Origin of the sequence: Tsukamurella pseudospumae (genome assembly GCF_001575205.1) — a bacterium.
GTDB lineage: Bacteria > Actinomycetota > Actinomycetes > Mycobacteriales > Mycobacteriaceae > Tsukamurella > Tsukamurella pseudospumae.
In genome coordinates this window covers 41,214-58,184 of record NZ_LSRE01000017.1, presented here as the reverse complement: position 1 = coordinate 58,184, position 16,971 = coordinate 41,214, and the positions used below count along the sequence as shown (strand labels likewise).

Genomic DNA, 16,971 nt, shown 5'->3' with positions numbered 1-16,971 from the left:
AGTCTTCTAGTTGACGGAGACGTCCACCGGATGCGTCGCCAGCAGCGAGGTGGGGAAGCCCTGGCGGCGCAGGACCTTGCCCCACAGATCAACCCGCGCGGGCACCAGCACGTCGGTGTGCAGCGAACCGCAGGGGATCCAGTCGTCGCGCTCGAGCTCGTCGTCGAGCTGACCCATGCCCCAGCCGCTGTAGCCGGCGAACACGCGCACACCGTCGAGCAGCTCGTCCATCATCTCGACGTCCGAGTCCAGATCCACCAGCACGACGCGGCCGGACACCGGCTGCAGGCCGCGGATACCGCTGACGTCGACGCCCGCCTTCGCCACACCCAGGCACAGGGCCGCCGACTGATTGACGGGACCACCGACGAAGACGGCCTTCGGCTTGGCCGCGAGGTCGTGCCACTGGGGAAGGACGCCGTGCACCGCGGACTCGCTCGGGCGGTTGAGGACCACGCCCAGGCTGCCCGACTCGTTGTGCTCGATGAGGTACACCACGGTGCGGGAGAAGGTGGGCTCGATCAGCTCCGGCGAGGCCACCAGGAGCGTGCCGGACGACACGTCGAAACCCGCGCCGGCCGGTTCACCGGAGGACGCGTCCCGGGGAGCGGATTCATTCGAACGATCGGGACCCACACCCCCATCATGGCACGCGGACGAGCGACGGGGTCCGCCGACGGGGAAGGCTCCACCTCGATAGGCTGTAGTCCGTGACCACCAGCGGCCCGGACGCCCCAGCGGCCGCGCCGAAACCAGCGTGGCGGACCTTCCGCGACCTGCCCGACCTGCTGCGACTCCTCGGCGTGCGCCTCCTGAGCCAGTACGCGGAGGGCCTGTTCCAAGCCGCGCTCGGTACCGCCATCGTCTTCAATCCGCAGCGCAACGCCTCGCCCGCCGACATCGCGGCCGGCCTCGCCGTTCTGCTGCTGCCGTACTCCGCCATCGGACCGTTCGCCGGCGCACTCCTCGACCGCTGGGACCGGCGGCGCGTGTTCATCGTCGCGAACCTCGTGCGGGCGCTGCTCATCGTCGCGTGCGCGGCGGTGCTGGCGTCCGGGGCGGGGGAGACCGCCATCTTCATCGTCGCGCTCGCAGTGGGCGGCGCCGGGCGGTTCGTGGCGTCCGGCCTCTCGGCGGCACTGCCGCACGTCGTCGACCGACCGCAGCTCGTCGCCATGAACTCCGTGACCACCACCCTGGGCGCGGGCGCCACCGCCCTCGGCGCGAGCACGGCAGTCGGCCTGCGCGCCCTGTTCGGGTCCGACGACGCCGGGAGCGGCGGAGTCCTCGCCTGCGCGGCACTGGTCACCGTGCTCGGGGCGATCCTCTCCACTCGGTTCCCCCGGGGCGTCCTCGGGCCCGATCACGACATCCCCGCCGCCGAGCGGTCGCCGACCGCCCTCCGAGACGTCGCCGCCGGCCTCGCCCACGGCGCCCGAGCGGCCTGGCGGGCACCGTCGGTGACGGCGGCCCTCAGCGGCATCGGCGCGCACCGCGTGGTGTTCGGCTTCAACACCCTGATGCTGCTCCTCCTGACCCGGCACCGCTTCGCCGACGGCACACTGGGGCTGGCCGGCTTCGGGTCCGTCGCCGGCGCCACGGCGGTGGGCATGTTCGTCGCCGCGGTGCTGACCCCCTTCTCCGTGGCCCGGTGGGGCCGGCGGAACACCGTGGTCGGGGCGCTGATCGCCGCGTGCCTCACCCAGCTGACGGTGCTGTCGCTGAACTTCGTCGTCCTGGTGCTCGCCGCCGCCGTGCTCGGGCTCGCGGGTCAGGTCGTCAAACTGTCCGGCGACGCGGCCATGCAGCTCGACGTTCCCGACGAGCGCCGCGGGCAGGTCTTCGCCTTCCAGGACGCCCTCTTCAACGTGACCTTCGTGGGCGCGGTCGCGTTCGCCGCCGCCGTCGTCCCGTTCGACGGTGCCTCCCGGCCGCTCGCCGCCGCCGGTGCGGTCCTCTACGCCGTCGCCGTGATCGTCGTGGTCCTGCTCTACCGCCGCACGGGAACCGCCGAGGCCGCTCGCGCGTCCAATTGATATGGGGGACTTTTCGATCGAGTACTGGTTCGGCGACGGTGACGGGAACGCCACCCGCTGGACCTCACCCGGCACGCAGGGCGCGGTCCGGCTCGACTTCGACGGCGACGGTCGCGTCGACGACGCGATGATCGACCTCGACGGGGACGGCCGGGCCGATGTCGCCGCGCTCGACCTCGATGACGACGGCGTCCGCGAGACCCGCTACCGCGACGACGGATCCGGCACGTGGTCGCAGCCGGCTCCCGCCGAGGCACCGACGACATCTGCGGCGCCGGCACCACCCGCGGGGACCGGCACCATCGGGACGGCGCCGCGGGCACCGTCGACCTGCCCGATCCCGGGCGTGGGGCGCGTCGGTGAGCAGGAGACGAATCCACCGGTCACGCCGGTCCCCGCCGAGGCCGGGCAACCGCCCCGGCAGGCCGTGGTCGACACGGACAACGACGGTGCGCCGGACGTCCTGCTGTTCGACACCGACGGGGACGGCACCGTCGACGGGGCCACCCCGCTCGCTCGGTAGCGCGTCCGACTCCATCGTGTATCAACAACGATTCGATATTCGATGTCGTGCGATCCGGGCTACGCTGACGCCATGAGGTACACACTCGGGACCGCCGCGCTCGTGATCGGACTCGCCGTGTCGGTAGCCGGTCCGGCCACGGCCGCTCCCACGCCGGCGCAGACGCCCGGGAACACCGTGGTCGTCGACGTTCGCACCCACGTCTTCCTCACCCTCGCCAGGCAGACGCCGCCGCGGACCACCGTGTACGCCGACGGACGCATCATCACCAAGGCGGTGTCCTCGGAGGGCGGCCTCGTCGAGCTGCGCGGCAAGCCCGCGGACGTCGCCGACCTGCGTGCCATCGCCGAGCACGTGCTCCGCAACCGCCCGAACTACGACCGGAAGGCCGTGATCTACGACGGCTGGATCGTCGCGGCCACCGTGCGCGCCGCCGACGGCACGGTCCTCGAGGCCAGCGTCGAGAACCCCGAACCGCGCGGCTGGGCGGCGCTCGGCAAGCTCCCGAGCGACCTCGACAAGCGGATCGCCGCGATCCCCGGACCGCGCACGCCGTACACGGAACCCCGCTAGGGGCCCTGCCGCTCCGCCCACCACTTCGTCAGCTCGGCCTCGGCCTCGTCGCGGTCGAGCGGGCCGCGGTCGAGACGCAGCTCCTTGAGGAACTTCCACGCCGCGCCGACCTCCGGGCCGGGCGACAGGCCGAGCAACTCCATGATCGCGTTGCCGTCGAGGTCCGGCCGCACCCGCGCGAGGTCCTCCCGCGCGGCGAGGTCCTCGATGCGACGCTCGAGCCCGTCGTAGGTGGCCTGCAGCCGCGCGGCGCGCCGCTTGTTGCGAGTGGTGCAGTCGGCGCGGACCAGCTTGTGCAGGCGGGGGAGCAGCGGGCCGGCGTCGGTGACGTAGCGCCGCACCGCCGAGTCGGTCCACTGCCCGTCGCCGTAACCGTGGAAGCGCAGGTGCAGGAACACGAGCTGCGCGACGTCCTCGGTGACGGCCTTGGGATAGGCCAGCGCCCGCATCCGCTTTCGCACCATCTTGGCGCCGACCACCTCGTGGTGGTGGAACGAGACACCGCCGTTCGGCTCGTGGCGGCGGGTGTCGGGCTTGCCGATGTCGTGCAGCAGGGCGGCCCAGCGCAGGATCAGGTCGGGATCCGACTCCTCGAGGTCGATGGCCTGCTGCAGCACCGTCATCGAGTGCCAGAAGACGTCCTTGTGCTGGTGGTGCTCGTCGATCGCCAGCTTCATGCCGGGGATCTCGGGGATCACGCGCTGCGCGAGCCCGGCGTCCACCAGCAGCACGATGCCGTCGACGGGGTGTTCGCCCAGGATCAGCTTGTCCAGCTCCGCCCGGACCCGCTCGGCGGTGATCCGGTCGATCTCCGGCGCCATGTCGGTCATCGCGGCCAGCACGCGCGGCGCGACGGCGAACCCCAGCTGGGAGACGAACCGCGCCGCGCGGAGCATCCGCAGGGGATCGTCGGAGAAGGACTCCTCCGGGGTGGCCGGCGTGTCGATCAGGCCCGCGAGCAGCGCGTCGAGGCCGTTCAGCGGGTCGTGGAAGTCCTCGGCGCCGCCGCGGCCGACGCGCACGGCCATCGCGTTGATCGTGAAGTCCCGGCGCACCAGATCGTCGTGCAGGTTCTCGCCGAACCGGACCACGGGGTTGCGGGTCACCCGGTCGTAGGCCTCGGCGCGGTAGGTGGTGATCTCGATCTGCTGGTCGTGGAAGGCGGCGCTGACGGTGCCGAACTCGATCCCGGTGTCCCACATCGCGTCGGCCCAGCCGCGCAGCAGGTCCTGGACCTGCTCCGGGCGGGCGTCCGTGGTGAAGTCGAGATCGCTGGTCAGCCGGCCCAGCAGCGCGTCGCGGACCGAGCCGCCCACGAGGTACAGCTCGTGACCCGCGTCGGCGAACCGGGTGCCCAGCGGCACCAGCACGTCGGACAATTCGCGCAGCGAGATGTGCGCGGCCGCCAACAGTCGGGTACGCCGCTCCGCGCGCGCCTGCTCAGGGGTCTCGGTCACGACACGCCAGTCTACTGCCGGTCGAAAACGCGACGGTGGCGTATCCGGGACCGACCGGCCAGTAGCATCGGGGGGTGACCTCCGCCGAATCCGCCGACAGCCCCGGGCGCCCCCAGCGCCAGGGCTCCGTCGGCGACTCCGCGGGAGGGGCCGCCCCCCGGCCCCGGCGGAGACGGCGGCGCGGTGGCCGTGGGCGGGGCCGGGCGCAGTTGGCGGCCGTCGCCGACCAGAAGGTCGCACCGGAGCCGGACGCGGCACCGTCGGACCAGGTACGGCCGGCCAAGCCCACCCGCAAGCAGGGTGGACCGACGCCCACGTCGAAGCGTCCGGCACCGGGACGGGGCCGCCCCGACCCGCGCATCCGCACGGTCCGCGAGACCTCCGCCGGCGGCCTCGTGGTCGCGGGGTTCGACGGTGACGACGAGCTCCGGGCCGCACTCATCGGGCGCGTGGACCGCCGCGGCCGCACCCTGTGGTCGCTGCCCAAGGGCCACATCGAGACGGGCGAGACCGCCGAGCTCACCGCGATCCGGGAGATCGCGGAGGAGACGGGACTGACCGGCTCCGTCCTCGCGCCGATCGGGAAGATCGACTACTGGTTCGCCGTCGAGGGGCGCCGCGTGCACAAGACGGTGCACCACTTCCTGCTGTCCTGGCAGAGCGGCGACCTCTCGGCCGAGGACTACGAGGTCTCGGAGGTGGCGTGGGTGCCGCTCGCCGAGCTCGCGACCCGGCTCACCTACTCCGACGAGCGCAAGCTCGTCGCCACGGCGCGCACCGTGATCGAGGACCTCACGGCCGATCCGTCGGAGCTCGCGGCCCGCGTCGCCGCCGAGCCCCGCAGCGAACCGTCGGCCTATGAGAAGGCGGCGGCCGAACGCAACGCGGTCCGCAACGACCCGCCGAAGCCGCGTCGGCGGCGCGGCGGGCGGCGCTCGCGGGGCCGGCGCAGTGGCGGGAGCGGCGGGAGCGGTCAGACGTGATCCGGTCGGCCCGCCTCCTGTGCGTGCTGACGCTCCTGGTCGCCCTGACCGGTACGCCCGCCCTCAGCGGGGCCGGTCTCCCGGACGCGCAGTTCGTGCGGATCACCGTCGACGAGATCACCTCGCGGGTCACCGAGAGCTCCCCGAACGAGGTCGTGGTGCGCGGCAGCGTCACCAACTTCGGCGACCGGGACGTGAGCGACCTCGACCTGCGGGTCCAGCGCGCGCCCGCGGTCTCGACCTCGGCGCAGGTGCGCTCCGACCTGGTCGCCGACAACAACGCCTACGACACGCTGGGCCGCTTCGAACCCGTGTCGAAGGTGCTCAAGCCGGGGGAGAAGACCAGCTTCAGCGTGAGCATCCCGGTGCGCCCGACCACCACGACGCGCGGCCCGACGCTCGGCATCGACCGGCCGGGCGTGTACCCGATCCTGCTCAATCTCAACGGCAAGCCCGCGTACGGCGGCGTCGCCCGGCTCGACGACTCTCGGACGCTACTGCCCGTGTACGCCCTGCCCGACGGCGGCACCGACACGCCGGGCACCGTCGAGCGGCCCGTGACGACCTCGCCCTCACAGGTCACGCTCCTGTGGCCGCTGGCCGACAACCCGAAGCTCGCGGGCGGCATCCCCGGCGGCGGCGACTCCGCGGTGCGCCTCGTCGACGACGCGCTCGCCGGTTCCCTCGCGCCGGGCGGCCGGCTCGACGGCCTGCTCACCGCGTACGAGGAGGCCACCCGCGGCCCCGACCCGCGGCACACCGCACTGCGCGCCGCCGCGTGCCTCGCGATCGACCCCGACCTGCTGGTGACCGTGCAGGCCATGACCGGCCCGTACCGCGTCTCCCGCAATCCCGCGGACCCGCGCGGACCGACCACGGCCGGCACCGGCAGCGACCGGGCGAGCGCATGGCTCGACCGGCTCAAGCGCGTCGCGGCCGATTCCTGCGTGGTGGCGCTGCCCTTCGGCCAGGTCGACCTCGAGGCGCTGGGCCGCTCCGCCGAGCCCTCGCTGCAGCGCGCGGCCCTGGACACGCCCTCGGACGTCATCGACTCCATCCTCGGTGTGCAGTCCGTCCGGGGCGTCGCGATCCCGACCTCCGGCCTGCTCCTGTCCGACGGTGCGCGGCAACTCCGGGCCTCGGACGTCTCGGCCACCGTGCTCGCCGCGACCGCGGTGGGCGCTCCCGCCCGGAACCGGGGGACACCGTCGGGCATCGTGGCGGTGGGGCAGGGCATCGGCGCGGCCGTCTTCGACCCGAACGTCTCCGCCGCGCTGGCGGCGATGGGCGGGCTGCCCGACGGTGCCGAGCGCGGCGTCGCGCCGGGTCCGACGGGGACCGTGCCGACCGCGTCGACCTTCACCCTGGCCGAGGAGTCGGCGACGATGCGGCGACAGGCCGCGGTGGGGGCCCTCGCGGCTGCGGCCCTGGACCCGACGCAGCGCTACGCACCGCCGAACGGATGGGCGGCGAACACCACCGAAGATCCGGTCGCCCGGGTCACCGGCCGTTCCGCCCTGATCATGCCGCCCCAGGTCTGGGCCGCGGGCCCCGCCGACGCCCGCGCGGTGCTCGACGCGCTGTCGACGCAGTTCGAGGCCGGTCTCGCGGGACCGCGGACCTTCCGCGACGTGGTCGCCTCGGCGCAGTCCGCCGGACGCGACCCGGCCCGCAGCGCCGATCCGTGGCAGCTGCGGCAGCCGGCCGGGACCGCCGCGTCCCGGGTCCCGGACTCGATCGTCGGCGCGGCCGCCGCCCACGTGCGTCAGGTCGATCAGCTCGGCGCGGCCCTCCTCCCGCTGCCCAAGACACCGCTCACCCCACTCGTGTACACCTCGCCACTGCGCGAGGACGCCGTGCGTGCGCTCCGGTGGGCCCCGTCGCGGCCCGCGGTCGACGGTGACGCCTCCATCCGGTTGACGGCCGCGCGCGCCTCCATGGCCGCGCAGCTGAGCTCGGTGCGGTTCGTGAGCCCGGGCGGGGCGTACACACTGGCCTCCGACAAGTCGCCGCTGCTCATCGTCGCGCGGAACGACCTGCCGCTGCCGATCCGCACGGTGATCCACTGGTCCGCGCCCGAGGGCGTCACCATCGACGCGTCGGAGGTGCAGGAGCTGCCCGCCCGCGGGACCCGGCAGATCGAACTCCCGACCACCGTCGACTACTCGCGACAGATCTCCGTGCAGATGTCGCTGCGCACGAGCAGCGACATGCCGGTGGGCAGTCCGATCTCCATCTCGGTGCACTCCAATGCGTACGGCAAGTCGTTGTTCTGGATCACCTGCGCGGCCGGGATCCTGCTGGTCCTGCTGGCCGGGCGGCGCCTGTGGCGCCGGTTCCGCGGTCGTCCGGACCCCGCCGATGAGGACCGCCCCACCGCGGACGAGCACGAGAAGCTCATCGCGAACAGCTACGCTGCACATCGACCGACCTCGTCGAATCAGCATCCGCACGAGCACCCCGAACCGAAGGACACATGAGCCGCGCCGAGCCCCGGCACATCCCGCCGAGCAGCCCGTCCGCCGCCGGCGGGAAGGGCGACGGTGGCGGCACCGCGAGCCTGCTGCGGTCCACGGGCTCGGTCGCCGTCGCGACGCTCACCTCTCGGGTGACCGGTTTCCTGCGCACGATCCTTCTCGCGGCGATCCTGGGGCCGGCCGTCGCCTCGGCGTTCAGCATCGCCAACCAGATGCCGCAGCAGGTCTCCGAGCTGGTGCTCGGCCAGGTGCTCACCGCGCTGGTGATCCCGGTGCTCGTGCGCGCGGAGATGGAGGACAGGGACCGGGGCCAGGCCTTCTTCGAGCGGCTGTTCACCCTCTCCCTGACCATTCTGGGCATCGCGCTGATCGTGTCGTTGGCGCTGTCCCCGGTGCTGGTCGGACTCCTGGTCGGCGGATCCAAGGTCGACGAGGGCCTTACCCAGGCCCTCGTGATCATGTTCCTGCCGCAACTCGTCTTCTTCGGCCTCTCGGCCCTGTTCACCGCGATGCTCAACACGCGCGATCAGTTCAAACCCGGCGCCTGGGCCCCCGTCGCCTGCAACACGGTGCAGATCGCCACGCTGGTGGCCTTCTATCTGATGCCGGGCGAGCTGACGCTGAATCCGACCGCGATGGGCCAGCCGAAGCTGCTGGTGCTGGGTATCGGCAGCACCTTGGGCGTGGTGCTGCAGGCGCTGATCCAGATCCCCGCGATGCGCCGCTCCGGGATCAAGCTGCGGCTGCGCTGGGGCATCGACGACCGGCTCAAGCACTTCGGGTCGATGGGCATCGCGATCGTCGCCTATGTCTTCATCTCACTGGCCGGCTGGTACGCGGTCACGCCGATCCTGTCGCACGCCTCCGACGGCGGGCCCGCGATCAACCAGTACGCGTGGATGGTGCTGCAGCTGCCCTACGGCGTGATCGGCGTGGCGCTCCTGACCGCCGTGATGCCGCGGCTCTCCCGCAACGCCGCTGCGGGCAACCGCAACGCCGTCCTCGACGACCTGTCCGTCGCCACCCGGATCACCATGGTCGCCCTCATCCCGATCGTGGCCTTCCTGACGGTGTTCGGCCCGTCCATCGGGCGCGCACTGTTCAACGTCGGGCAGTTCAGCCAGGACGATGCGAACTTCCTGGGCACGGCGATCTCGTTCTCGGCGTTCGTCCTGATCCCGTACGCGATGGTGCTCATCCACCTGCGGGTCTTCTACGCCCAGGAGCGCGCCTGGGTCCCGACCGGCATCGTCATCGTCATCGTCGCTACGCAGATCGGGCTGTCGTACCTGGTGCCGGTCCTCGTGGACGACGAGCACCGGATCGTCGAGTTGGTCGGTACCGCCCGCGGCCTGGCGTACACGGCGGGCGCGATCATGGGCTGGTACCTCCTGCGCCGGACACTGGGCCCGCTGCACCTGACGAACGTCACCCGCACGCTGCTCCAGACCACCACGGTCTCCGTGCTGGTCGTGGTCACGATCTACGCGGTCATGCAGCTCGGCGTGCTCAAGGCGATCGACCGGAGCGGACCGGCGGGCGCTTTCGTGTACCTTGCAATCGCAGGCGTACTCTCCATGACGTTGATCTATGCGCTGCTCGCCCTCTGGCGAGTGCCGGACGTGCTGGCGATCCTGGCACCCCTGCGGCGCATCGCGGGCCGGTTCGTCCCGGCCCTGCGGCCGAGCGCACCGTCGGAACCGGAGCGCGAGGCCGCCCGCGCCCCCGACACCCGGGAGATGCGGCTCGACGAACTCGAGGCCTACGCGAGCCTGCGCCGCGAGGAGATCACCGCCCAGCTGCCGCGGATCGCCGACGACATCGGCCTCCCGTATGCTGGTCAAAGCCATGTTCCCCGACGCTCGCGGGCGAGCGCCGAACAACCGACCACGGGCCTCAGGTACCGCAGAAGAGGAGCATTCGCAGTGACCGAGGACGACTCCGCAGGTACTTCCGGGCACGAGGCACCGGGCACCGGTCAGATGCGACTGCCGTCCGTGCAGCCCGGCGTGCCGGCCCCGCTCGACGAGGCCGACGACGCACCCCGCGGCCCGGAGCTCATCCCGGGCGCCGTCGTGGCGGGCGGCCGGTACCGGCTCATCGAGCACTACGGCGGTATCCGCGGCCTGCAGTTCTGGCAGGCGCGCGACATCAACCTCGACCGTGACGTGGCACTGACCTTCGTCGACTCGGAGCAGCGCGCACCGGCACCCGAGCGCGGCGCCCAGATCAGCCTGCGCGGCGAGGGCCCGCAGTCGATCCTCTCGCGCACCCTGCGCCTGGGTCGCGTCCACTCGAACGGCCTGGCCCGAGTGCTCGACGTGGTGCGCGGCAGCTCGGGCGGCATCGTGGTGGCCGAGTGGATCCCCAGCAGCTCGCTGGCGGACGTGGCCGGCACGCACCCGTCGGCGATCGGCGCGGCGAAGGCCGTCCGTGCGCTCGCCGGGGCCGCCGAGGGCGCGCACCGCGCCGGCGCCGCTCTGTCGATCGACCATCCCGACCGCGTGCGCATCTCCCAGGACGGGCACGCCTTCCTCGCGTTCCCCGGCACGCTGGCCGATGCGTCGAAGGAGTCCGACGTGCGCGGTCTGGGCGCCGTGCTCTACGCGCTGCTGCTCGAGCGCTGGCCGCTCGACGACGCCACGGGCCGCACCGTGACCACCGGCACCGGTACCGTCGCCGGGATCCGGCAGGCCGACGCGGACGCGAACGGCAGCCCGGTGGAGCCGCGGGACGCCAAGGGCGACATCCCGTTCGAGATCTCGGCGGTCGCCACCCGCACGCTCGAGGGCGGCCAGGGCATCCGCACCGCGGCCACCGTGCAGCAGCTGCTGGACCAGGCCTCCGTGGTCGACGTGAAGACCGACCTGCTCGCGCCGGTGCGCGAGGAGGCGCCGCGGGAGGCACCCCGGGAGGCGCCGCGCGCAGTGCCCTCTCTCGACGACCGTCCCACGCCCGCCAAGCGGATCCAGTCCAAGCAGTCGCTCCTGAGCCGAGTCGGGGGCGGCAAGAAGAACGTGCCATTGCTGGTCATCGCCGCGTGCGCCGTGGCGCTCCTCGTGATCATCGCGCTCACACTGCTCATCAGCAATTTCATCGGCGGCAAGGACACGCAGTCCGGAGTCGGCTCGCTGTACACCTCGAGCGCGACCGCGGTGCAGAGCGCGGCGCCCGCACCGGCACCCGGCGTCGGCGCGCCGGTGAAGGGCACCGCCGTCTCGCTGGTCGATCTCGCCACCTCCAAGGACCCCGCGACCAACCTGAGCAACGTGCTCACGGGGAAGACCCCGGCCTGGAAGACCGATACCTACAAGGCCGGTCCCGCGTTCGGCAATCTCAAGAAGGGTGTCGGCTTCCTCGTCACTCTCGACAAGGCCGTGTCGCTGACCCGCGGCACGATCACCTCGCCCAGCCAGGGCAGCACCGTCGAGGTGCGCACCGCCACCAAGGACTCGGTGAAGAACCTGGAGGAGACCTCCCTGGTCTGGTCCGGCACTCTTCACAAGGGCGCCAACGATTTCCACGTGAGCTCGGTGGCGCCACGCTCGCGCTACGTCCTGGTGTGGATCACCGGACTCACCAAGGAGTCCGGTACCGAGTGGTACACCACGATCAATCAGGTCGAGTTCCAGGGCTCCTGAGCCCCGCCGACACCGCGCCCTCGATCCACGCCGCGCCCTTGTCCGGCACCGAGATCACAAGCGGCCGCGCGGATTCCGCATCCCGATAGTCGAGGAAGCGCACCTGCCAGCCGTCCCTCGTCCGCATCGCGGCCTCCACCCGCACATCGTCGGGGATCTGCAGCCCGCGCTCCCGGGCATGTTCCGCCGCAACCTCTTTCGCTTCCGACGGCGTCCGCCCGGGCACTCCGTCGAACACCGGTCCGCCGCCCGTCCGCTGGGTGATCCCGTAGCCGACGAGCTGCGACCACGACTCCTCGATCACCCGCTCGGACGCGAGGCCGCCGCACGCCGCCCACCACGCCGCGGCGTCGAGCCACTCGTACTCGCACATCCGCACGAGATGGAACAGCGCGTCGGTCTGCTCGAGGCGGGCGCCGAGCGCGAGCACCGTCGCCGCCGTGCCCTGGACGGGTGGCAACGGCGCACCCGGCTCGGGGGCCGCGTCCGCCGCCCAGGCCCCGCCGTCCCAGACGGCCAGCCAGCCGTAGTGCTGCGCGCTCACCCGGTGATCCAGCGCGCTGACGTGCTCCAGCCACGACGGTGCGCCCGCCACCCGGTCCTCGGGCCCGGGCGCGCCGGGGACGCGCCACCCGAGATCCCCGCACGAGAGCACCGCGCGGTCGGGGCCGAACCAGGTGAGAGTCGCGCCGGCGGTCGACGACGCGTCGTAGCGGGCGACGCCGCGATCTCCGGCGCTCACCGTCACCCGGAAGGGCAGGGGCGCACCCGCGGCGGCGAGGACGGGCTGCGCCGCGGCGAGCAGGCACCACCGCGCACGCAGGACGCGGAGCGGATCGACGGGATCGGACATGACCGCATACTCGTCCACGCCGCTGAACGGGGGCTTGGACTGCGCTTGTCCGGAACTCGTCAGTGGGGTGTTCTACCGTTCCTCGTACGGCGCCCGCCGGGCGCACTCGATCGGGGGGGAACGAGATGACGGAACCACAGGGTCCACCGGAGGACGGCGTACTGATCGGTGACGACGGGTTGGCGCGTCCGGCCTGGGCGGCCGACGGCCTGTTGCGCGAGTACTACGACACCGAATGGGGCATGCCCGTCCGGGACGAGCGCGGGCTGTACGAGCGGATCGCGCTCGAGGGCTTCCAGGCGGGGCTGTCCTGGGCGACGGTGCTGCGCAAACGCCCGGCGTTCCGCGCGGGCTTCGCGGACTTCGATCCCGACGCGGTGGCGGCGTTCGACGAGACGGACGTCGAGCGGCTGATGGCGGACGCGGGAATCATCCGGAACCGGCAGAAGATCGAGGCCACCATCGGCAACGCCCGGGCCACCGTCGCGCTGCGGGACGACGGCGGCCTCGTCGCGCTGGTGTGGTCCTTCCAGCCGGAGCGCACCCCGGAGCCCCGCACGATGGCGGAGGTCGCCGCCACCTCACCGGAGTCCGTAGCGCTGTCGAAGGAGCTGCGCCGCCGCGGTTTCCGGTTCGTGGGACCGACCACGATGTACGCCCTGATGCAGGCGGTGGGCATCGTCGACGATCATCTGGTGGGCAGCCACCGGCGCGGCAGCTCCGGTGTCTGGGACACCGCCGGCGGGCCCGCCGAGTAACGCGAGGCGGGCCCGCGTTCCGGCCTAGTGGACCGCGGCCCCGCCGGAGATGTGCCCGTACCGGTGCCGGGTGGTGCTCACCGCCTGCTCGCGCAGCACGGTGAGCATCTCCCGCCGGCCGGAGAGCAGCACCGGCCCGCGCAGCACGCTGTGGCCGTGCCGGGCGGCCGCGGCGGCCACCGCCGGCTCGGCCTCGCCGAGCACCCGGATCCGCACGGGTTCTGCGCGCCCCGCGAGGCCGTCGGCGTAGTCCTGCGCGGTGTGCTCGGGCGCCGCGAAGGGCATCGCCGGCGCGTCGGGGCCGACGGTCACGTCCAGCCGCGTGCCGGTGCGGGCGGCGGCCAGCTGCAGCCGTACCAGGTCCCGCGGGCGGGCGCCGGCGCCCACGCGCACCTCCAGATGGGGGAGCGGGCGGTAGCGGAACACGTTGGCCTCGCTCGCCAGGCCGGTCGGATCGTGCTCGACCCCGAAATCTGTGTCCCAGGCCCGCTGGTCGGACGCGGCGGCGGCGTGCAGCCACCGCACGTCGGCATCGGACAGATCCGTGGCCGCGGCGATGATCCGCTCGCTGAAGACGGTGGGCGCGACCTCCGGCAGGTCGACGGTGCCGTCGGGCCCCGTCGCCGGCGCGGCGTCGGCCCAGGCGCCGAACTGCGCCACGTAGTTGGGGCCGCCCGCCTTGGCCCCCGGGCCGATGGAGGAGCGCTTCCACCCGCCGAAGGACTGCCGCTGGACGATGGCGCCGGTCATGTGGCGGTTGATGTAGAGGTTGCCCGCCTCCACTTTCTCCCGCCAGTGGTCGATCTCCTCCGGATCCAGGCTGTGCAGGCCGGCGGTGAGCCCGAAGCCGGTGGAGTTCTGCATCCGCAGGGCGTCGTCGAGCGTCGCGGCCCGCATGATGCCCAGGACGGGCCCGAACAGCTCCGTGGTGTGGAACCAGCTGCCCTCGGCGACCCCGTCGAGCACGCCGGGCGACCAGAACCGGCCCTCGTCGTCGAGCTTGCGGGGCTCGACGAGCCAGTTCTCGCCCGGCCCGGGCCGCGTGAGCCCGCGCAGCAGTTTCCCGGCGACGGGTTCGATCAGCGGGCCGACGGTGGTGCCCAGGTCGTGCCCCTCGCCGACCACGAGGGTGCGGACGGCGTCCTGCAGCTGGCCCAGAACGCGCTGCGAGCTGCCGACGCTGCCCACCAGGATCCCGAGCGACGCGGCGGAGCACTTCTGGCCGGCGTGCCCGAAGGCGCTGCGCACCAGGTCGTTCACCGCGAGGTCGGGGTCGGCCGCGGGGGTGATGATCATCGCGTTCTTGCCGGAGGTCTCGGCGAGCAGGTCCAGGTCCGGCCGCCAGCCGCGGAACAGGGCCGCGGTCTCGCTGGCACCGGTGAGCACGACCGCGTCGACGTCGGGGTGGGTCACCAGGCGGCGCCCGGCGTCGGACTCGTCGGCGTTCACCAACTGCACCAGGTCGTCGGGGACACCGGCGGCGTGCAGCGCGGCGATCGCCGCGGTCCCGCACTGCAGCACCTGAGGGGCCGGCTTGATGATCACGGCGGCGCCCGCGGCGAGCGCGGCCAGCACGCCGCCCAGGGGGATCGCGACGGGGAAGTTCCACGGCGGCGTCACCACGACCAGCCGGTGCGGCGTGAAGACGGCTTCACCGGCCGTGGTGGAGTCGAGATCCACCGCGCTCTGCGCGTAGTAGCGCGCGAAGTCGATCGCCTCGGACAGTTCGGGATCCGCTTCGGAGACGGTCTTGCCCGCCTCGTAGGACATCACGCTCAGCAGCTCGCCGCGGCGCCGGGCCAGCTCGTCGGCCACCCGGTGCAGGAGCGCAGCACGCTCCGCGGCGGGCAGCTCCGCCCACCGTCGCTGCGCGCCGAGGGCCCGGTCCACCGCATCGTCGACCTCCGTGGGAATCGCCACCCGCGCAGGAGTTTCGACGGTGACCGGGCTCGCGAGGGCCGCGCGTGCCCACGCCCGGTTACCCGGCGTCGACGGGTCCGTGTCCGGCTCGCCGACGAAGGCACCGTCGCGCGGCACGACGGGGTCGTTCCCGCGGTCCTGTACCCGGTTGGGGCCGTCCTGGACCTCGTCGCGCCGGGCCACGGCGGTGCGGAATCGTCTCTCCTCCAGGTCGATCGAGCCGGGGTCGGGGCTGAACATCGAGTACAGGAAGTTGTCGCTGGAGGAGTTCTCCTCGAGACGGCGCACGAGGTACGACACGGCGACGTCGAAGTCGCCGGAGTGCACCACGGGGGTGTACAGGATGAGCGAGCCCACGTCGGCGCGAACGGCTGCGGCCTCCATCGGCGCCATGCCCTGGAGCATCTCGATGTCCAACTGGCGCTGCACGTCCCGCCGCTCGGCGAGCTCCACCGCGTAGGCCACGGAGAACAGGTTCTGCGAGGCGACGCCGATGCGGATCGCGTCGGCGTTCTCGGCGCGCAGCGCGGTGTCGACCATCCGCAGGTAGTCGGCGTCCACGTCGGCCTTGCTGCCGTACGTCGCCAGCGGCCAGTCGTGGACCTCCGCGTCGACGCGCTCCATCGCGAGGTTCGCGCCCTTGACCAGGCGGACCTTGATCGGGGCGCCACCCGCGGCGACGCGGCGGCGGCCGAAATCGGTGAGCCGTGCGAGGGCGGCCGGGGCGTCGGGGAGATAGGCCTGCAGCACGATTCCCGCAGTGAGCGAGCGGAACTCGGGCTCGTCGAGGAGGGCGGTGAACACCTCGATCGTCAGGTGCAGGTCCTTGTACTCCTCCATGTCCAGGTTCACGAACTTCCCACCGTCGCGGGCGGTCCGGTACAGCGGGCGCAGTCGCTCGACGATCCGCTCGCGGTTGCCCTCGAGGTCCCACGGGATCAGCTGGGCCACCACGGAGGAGACCTTGATCGACACGTAATCGACCGAAGGGTTCGCGAGCAGCTCATGCGTGCGGGAGAGCCGGTTGTCGGCCTCGCCCTGGCCGAGCACCGCCTCGCCGAGCAGGTTCAGGTTGAGCCGGACGCCCACCTCGCGGGCTCGCCGCAGGCGACGCTGCAACTTCTCGCCGTCGGCGTCGAACACCAAGTGCCCCACCAATTGGCGCAGTCGCAACCGTGCGACGGGCATCGCGATCGACGGCGCGATCCCCGCGGCGACGGTGCCCGCTCGGAGCATCGCCGCGTCGAGCGGGCTCATGAATCTCGAGCCCGGGACGCCGCCGGCGGCGGGGGAGACGAGGCGGCGCAACGCCTTCGCCGCGACCCGGTCGTCCTCGGGGCGTGCGACCCGGTCGACGAAGCCCATCGTGAACTCGACACCGCTCGGATCATGCAGCAGCGCAGCGAGGCTCGCGGTCGCGGCCGCCTCTCGCCGGCCCACCTCGGCGGGGCGGTCGCCGCGACTCGCACGTAACCAGCGCTGCGCCCGGGCGACGGTGGCGTCGACGACGGGATCGTGTTCGCGGTTCGTCACGGGCTGGGTGTCGACGGCCGGCGTGGCCACGGCGTCGGACGGAAGACGGGACGGTTCGACCATGAGAGGCCTCCTGATAGCTCGCGCAGTGAATGGAGAATCCACAGCGACGGGTGCGCCACCTGGCCTATGGACGAGTGTAACGCCGCTCACTCCGAATCGCGATCTCGTGTGCTATCGCGAATGTCTAGCTCCTACATCTATCGGAGGTCAAATA

Annotated in this window: 11 protein-coding genes; 7 read left to right on the top strand and 4 right to left on the bottom strand. The window is 72.5% G+C overall.

The window, feature by feature from the left end:
- Positions 1 to 6 precede the first annotated feature (6 nt).
- Complete coding sequence (locus tag AXK61_RS13820; protein ID WP_269451171.1) at positions 7 to 636, bottom strand: YqgE/AlgH family protein; 630 nt, start codon at positions 634 to 636, stop codon at positions 7 to 9.
- Positions 637 to 710: 74 nt separating this feature from the next.
- Here AXK61_RS13820 and AXK61_RS13815 point away from each other — a divergent pair, with 74 nt between their 5' ends.
- From AXK61_RS13815 to AXK61_RS13805, 3 genes are all read left to right on the top strand, one after another.
- Positions 711 to 2,036 carry an MFS transporter gene (locus AXK61_RS13815; RefSeq protein ID WP_068570157.1) on the top strand — a complete coding sequence of 442 codons (1,326 nt, stop codon included), beginning with the start codon at positions 711 to 713 and terminating at the stop codon, positions 2,034 to 2,036.
- A gap of 1 nt (position 2,037) precedes the next feature.
- Positions 2,038 to 2,559: a hypothetical protein gene (locus AXK61_RS13810; protein WP_068570156.1), complete on the top strand. Its 522-nt coding sequence runs from the start codon at positions 2,038 to 2,040 to the stop codon at positions 2,557 to 2,559.
- Between the two features lie 72 nt (positions 2,560 to 2,631).
- Positions 2,632 to 3,132 (top strand): hypothetical protein, encoded by a 501-nt coding sequence (locus AXK61_RS13805; RefSeq protein ID WP_139057776.1) that lies wholly within the window; start codon positions 2,632 to 2,634, stop codon positions 3,130 to 3,132.
- Here the strand turns inward: AXK61_RS13805 and AXK61_RS13800 are convergent.
- Positions 3,129 to 4,589, bottom strand: a complete 1,461-nt coding sequence (locus AXK61_RS13800; RefSeq protein WP_068570154.1) for a CCA tRNA nucleotidyltransferase — start codon at positions 4,587 to 4,589, stop codon at positions 3,129 to 3,131. The genes AXK61_RS13805 and AXK61_RS13800 overlap by 4 nt on opposite strands.
- A gap of 74 nt (positions 4,590 to 4,663) precedes the next feature.
- Between AXK61_RS13800 and AXK61_RS13795 the strand changes: the two genes are divergently transcribed.
- Genes AXK61_RS13795 through AXK61_RS13785 form a run of 3 tightly spaced genes read left to right on the top strand, consistent with a single transcriptional unit; the run spans position 4,664 to position 11,690 of the window.
- Positions 4,664 to 5,572 (top strand): NUDIX hydrolase, encoded by a 909-nt coding sequence (locus tag AXK61_RS13795; RefSeq protein ID WP_082789348.1) that lies wholly within the window; start codon positions 4,664 to 4,666, stop codon positions 5,570 to 5,572.
- Positions 5,569 to 8,052: a hypothetical protein gene (locus tag AXK61_RS13790; protein WP_068570152.1), complete on the top strand. Its 2,484-nt coding sequence runs from the start codon at positions 5,569 to 5,571 to the stop codon at positions 8,050 to 8,052. Before AXK61_RS13795 ends, AXK61_RS13790 begins: the two co-directional genes overlap by 4 nt.
- Positions 8,049 to 11,690, top strand: a complete 3,642-nt coding sequence (locus tag AXK61_RS13785; protein ID WP_068570151.1) for a murein biosynthesis integral membrane protein MurJ — start codon at positions 8,049 to 8,051, stop codon at positions 11,688 to 11,690. The genes AXK61_RS13790 and AXK61_RS13785 overlap by 4 nt, the downstream gene beginning before the upstream one ends.
- Here AXK61_RS13785 and AXK61_RS13780 read toward each other — a convergent pair.
- Positions 11,662 to 12,543: a hypothetical protein gene (locus AXK61_RS13780; RefSeq protein ID WP_068745852.1), complete on the bottom strand. Its 882-nt coding sequence runs from the start codon at positions 12,541 to 12,543 to the stop codon at positions 11,662 to 11,664. The genes AXK61_RS13785 and AXK61_RS13780 overlap by 29 nt on opposite strands.
- Before the next feature lie 125 nt (positions 12,544 to 12,668).
- On the opposite strand from AXK61_RS13780, the gene AXK61_RS13775 reads away from it, so the two are divergent.
- On the top strand, positions 12,669 to 13,301 hold the full coding sequence (locus AXK61_RS13775; protein ID WP_068570149.1) for a DNA-3-methyladenine glycosylase I: 633 nt from the start codon (positions 12,669 to 12,671) through the stop codon (positions 13,299 to 13,301).
- Positions 13,302 to 13,325: 24 nt separating this feature from the next.
- Here the strand turns inward: AXK61_RS13775 and AXK61_RS13770 are convergent, their stop codons facing one another.
- Entirely contained in the window at positions 13,326 to 16,817 is a 3,492-nt protein-coding gene (locus tag AXK61_RS13770; protein WP_068745850.1) for a proline dehydrogenase family protein, read from the bottom strand.
- Positions 16,818 to 16,971: the final 154 nt, after the last annotated feature.

Coding starts and splice junctions, on each gene's coding strand:
- AXK61_RS13810 (WP_068570156.1), top strand. CDS start 2,038: ATGGGGGACTTTTCGATCGAGTACTGGTTCGGCGACGGTGACGGGAAC.
- AXK61_RS13805 (WP_139057776.1), top strand. CDS start 2,632: ATGAGGTACACACTCGGGACCGCCGCGCTCGTGATCGGACTCGCCGTG.
- AXK61_RS13785 (WP_068570151.1), top strand. CDS start 8,049: ATGAGCCGCGCCGAGCCCCGGCACATCCCGCCGAGCAGCCCGTCCGCC.
- AXK61_RS13780 (WP_068745852.1), bottom strand. CDS start 12,543: ATGTCCGATCCCGTCGATCCGCTCCGCGTCCTGCGTGCGCGGTGGTGC.
- AXK61_RS13775 (WP_068570149.1), top strand. CDS start 12,669: ATGACGGAACCACAGGGTCCACCGGAGGACGGCGTACTGATCGGTGAC.
- AXK61_RS13770 (WP_068745850.1), bottom strand. CDS start 16,817: ATGGTCGAACCGTCCCGTCTTCCGTCCGACGCCGTGGCCACGCCGGCC.